The sequence below is a fragment of the Pseudomonas sp. CROZ-RG-20F-R04-15 genome, assembly GCF_022662375.1.
Classification (GTDB): domain Bacteria; phylum Pseudomonadota; class Gammaproteobacteria; order Pseudomonadales; family Pseudomonadaceae; genus Aquipseudomonas.
Genome location: NZ_JAKNQL010000058.1, coordinates 1 through 3180 on the forward strand (window position 1 = coordinate 1; position 3180 = coordinate 3180).

The 3180-nt window shown below is 61.1% G+C and carries 1 protein-coding gene; it reads right to left on the reverse strand.

What is annotated here, in order from left to right:
• The coding region (locus L8H52_RS30220; protein ID WP_242210156.1) for a DUF6531 domain-containing protein at positions 1 to 3180 on the reverse strand (3180 nt) is incomplete at both ends.

A 3180-nucleotide genomic window follows, 5' to 3' on the forward strand; every position in this document is an offset into this window, starting at 1 on the left:
GTTGGCGCTGTAGGCATAATCGCGGCGGTACAACGCATCGCGCTGATGGCCTACGGCGTGGGCGAGTAATCGTCCTTGATCGTCGTAAGAGTATTCGCTGAGCAGCAGGCCTTGCTGGCGTCGTTGTTCACGACCTGACTGGTAGACATGGCGGCTCAGTTCCGCGCCATTGAGATCGATGCCGGTCAGCGCGCCGCCATTGGCGTGGTGGTAGTCGAGCACGCTGTTGTCCGGCAGACGCAAGCGCTTGAGCTGGCCGCAGGCGTCGTAGCGGTAGCGCAGGGTGCCCCAGCCCTGATGCTCGGTGATCAGCCGGTCCTGGCGGTCGTACTCGAAGGCCAGCGGGTGGTTCTGGCCATCGTCGACGCCGATCAAACGGCCGAGGCGGTCGTATTGATAAGAAACCTTGATGCCGTCGGGCAGGGTTTTGACCAGCAGCCGGCCTGCGGCATCGCGCTCATACGCCGTGACCAGTTGCGAGCCGTCATCACCGAACTCGGTCTTTTCCAGCAGATGGCCGTTGAGGTCATAGGCATATGCCGTACGGCGACCATCAAAACCGCTTTCCTGACGAATCAGGCCGGTCGGCGTGTAGTCGAGCCGGTATTTTTCCCCGGATTCGTTTTCAATCTCGGTGAGCAATAACTGCGCATGGTCGTAGCGGTACTGCACCCGTGTGCCGTCGGGGTTGATCCGCCGCGAGACCAGGTGCAGGTCATCGTCGTATTCATAACGAGTAATGCGCCCCAGTTCATCGCGCTCGGCGGTGACCTGACCGTAGGCGCCGTAGCTGTAGGCGCGAGTCGCACCGTCAGGAAATGTCGTCTGAATCAGTCGGCCGACGGCGTCCCAATGCTGACGGGTGACTGCAGCGTGTTCGTCGGCGGTCGTCGTCCGCCGCCCCAGTGCATCGTAGGAAAAACGCCGCACGCCGCCGTCGGGCAAGGTCTCTTCGGTCAACTGGCCAAGGCTGTTCCACACCAAGCGATGCCGGCTGCTGTCCGGGTAGCGGATCGACAGCAACTGACCCCGAGTGTCGTAGTAGTAATGGGTGACCTGGCCATCGGGGTCGACCGCTTCGGTGACATCGCCCTCGGCATTGCGCCGGTAGATCCACACGGCGTCACCGCGCGAACGCCGAAAAAGGAAACCGTTGCGGTATTCGTAGGACGTGGGCGCCTCGTCCGGTGGAATCAGCGCAATCAGCCGTCCGACCTCGTCGTAGCGGTATTCGGTGACCGCGCCTAACGCGTCCTGCTCGGCAATCAAGCGCCCGGCATCGTCATAGGCCTTGAGCTGCTCGCCACCGTCCGCCGAGACTTTACGCACCAGTCGCGCACGCTCGTCGTGGACGTACGTTTCTTCGGTGCCATCGACGTAATGCACCGCGACACTGCCGTCCTCTGACCAGACGTAGCGCGTGTTCATCTGCGAAAACGACGCCCAATGCCTGACGCAGCGAGAAGCCTTGCCCGCGCGCTCCCACTCCCAGAAGAAACTCGCCCCGCCCGCCAGTTGCCGCTGCAGAATCACGTGAGAATCGTCGTAGTCGTAACGCTCGCTGTCACCAACGGCGTTGGTCGCTTCGATCAAGTGCTGATAGGCGTCGTAGCGGTAACTGACCAGCGTTTGTTCGGTGCTCCAGACACCCTCGCGAAACACCTGATAATCCACACCCAGCAACTGCGCACGGTCATAGCGCAACAACAGCGAACGCCCGGCGCCGTTGTCCAGGCGCTGCACCCGGTCAGACCGATCACGAATAACGCGCAATCGGTTGTCGTACGCATCACTGATCGCCGTCAGCCGTCCCGCACGAAAGTGATAAAACCGCGCCGTGTCCCCGGCCAGCGCCAGGATCAGTTCCTCCGGCTCATCACCCAGAAAAATCGCCGCCCGCGACAAACTGTTGTGAATCGCCGGCCGTGCAACACTGGGCAGGGGAAACCGTGTTCGACGGTTTTCATGGTCAACCCAGACAACAAAGTCGCCCTCAAAGACCAGCCGATGCGCCAGCGAATGACTCCAGCCAAACCCCAGCCCGACATCGATCTCTGCGGCGCTTGAGCGATACAACCGGGTGAACTCAAACGGCAACACGCCATCGAGCACAGCATCAGTCAGGGTCAGCAGTTCCTCACCCGTGACCATCGACACCGGACAACCGTTGGTGCACGTACGCGGCACACAATCGGCGCTGTCACCGTTGGGGTTTTTCGCCTGATCCGGCGAGTCGTCATGCGGCTCATGCCGCTCGATCCGGCTCGAAGCGCCAGACTTGTCCCGCACAACAGGCGCCGGATTCGGCACCGTCAACACCACAGAATCGGCCTGACGAATGTTCAGCGGTATCGACGGTGTCGGTTTCAACTCCACGTCACGCACATTGAGCATCAGCGGCTTCAAAACGCTGGCATGCCGCGTCAAATCCGCCGAGGACGTCAGTTCGGCCAAGCGCAACGCCGACGCCGCCAGCCATTCCCGCGCGCGGGGCGACTTGAACTTCGCCAGCACTTTGCTGCTCAAGCGCAGTGGCACGCCGACGCCGCCCGACATCCCCATCAACAGAAAACTGATCAGCAGTTCGACCCGCACCTCGGCCACCACTTCGGCCAGATATTGCGGCGGCAGCATCTTCAACCAACTGGTGAACGCGGCCAGATGAATGAACAGCAGTGGTTCGTCACTGAGGATCAGCAAGCCGCTGGCAATGGCGTCGCTGGAGGCATTCAACAACGCCTCAAGCTCGGCCTCGCTGAGGTATTCCAGCAATTTTTCACTGTTGGCCTGCAAGTCGGCGAGGAGGGCGAATACTTGTTTGATGTCATCCCAAACGCCGTTCAGGGCTTTCTCGAACCCGCGCCAATCGGCCTGTTGCAACTGACCGTAACGGTCAAGAAATCCGGCGCTGGAAAACTCAGTCCACGGTGGCTGAAACCCTGCCCATTCAGCGCGCAGCCAGCCTTCCAGGCCTGCAATGACACCTTCATAAGAGGCATACAGAGCACGCACATGGTCGGTGGACACATCGGGAAAGAAGGTGATGCGATAACGCTGGCCCCGATCGCAATTGGTCACCTGCAGAATGCCGCTGGGGCCGATGGTGTAATGCAGCGCTTCGCCGAACGTCAGTACGCCGCCGACATCGGCAAGCACCGGTTCGAGGGTCACCGGCGTATC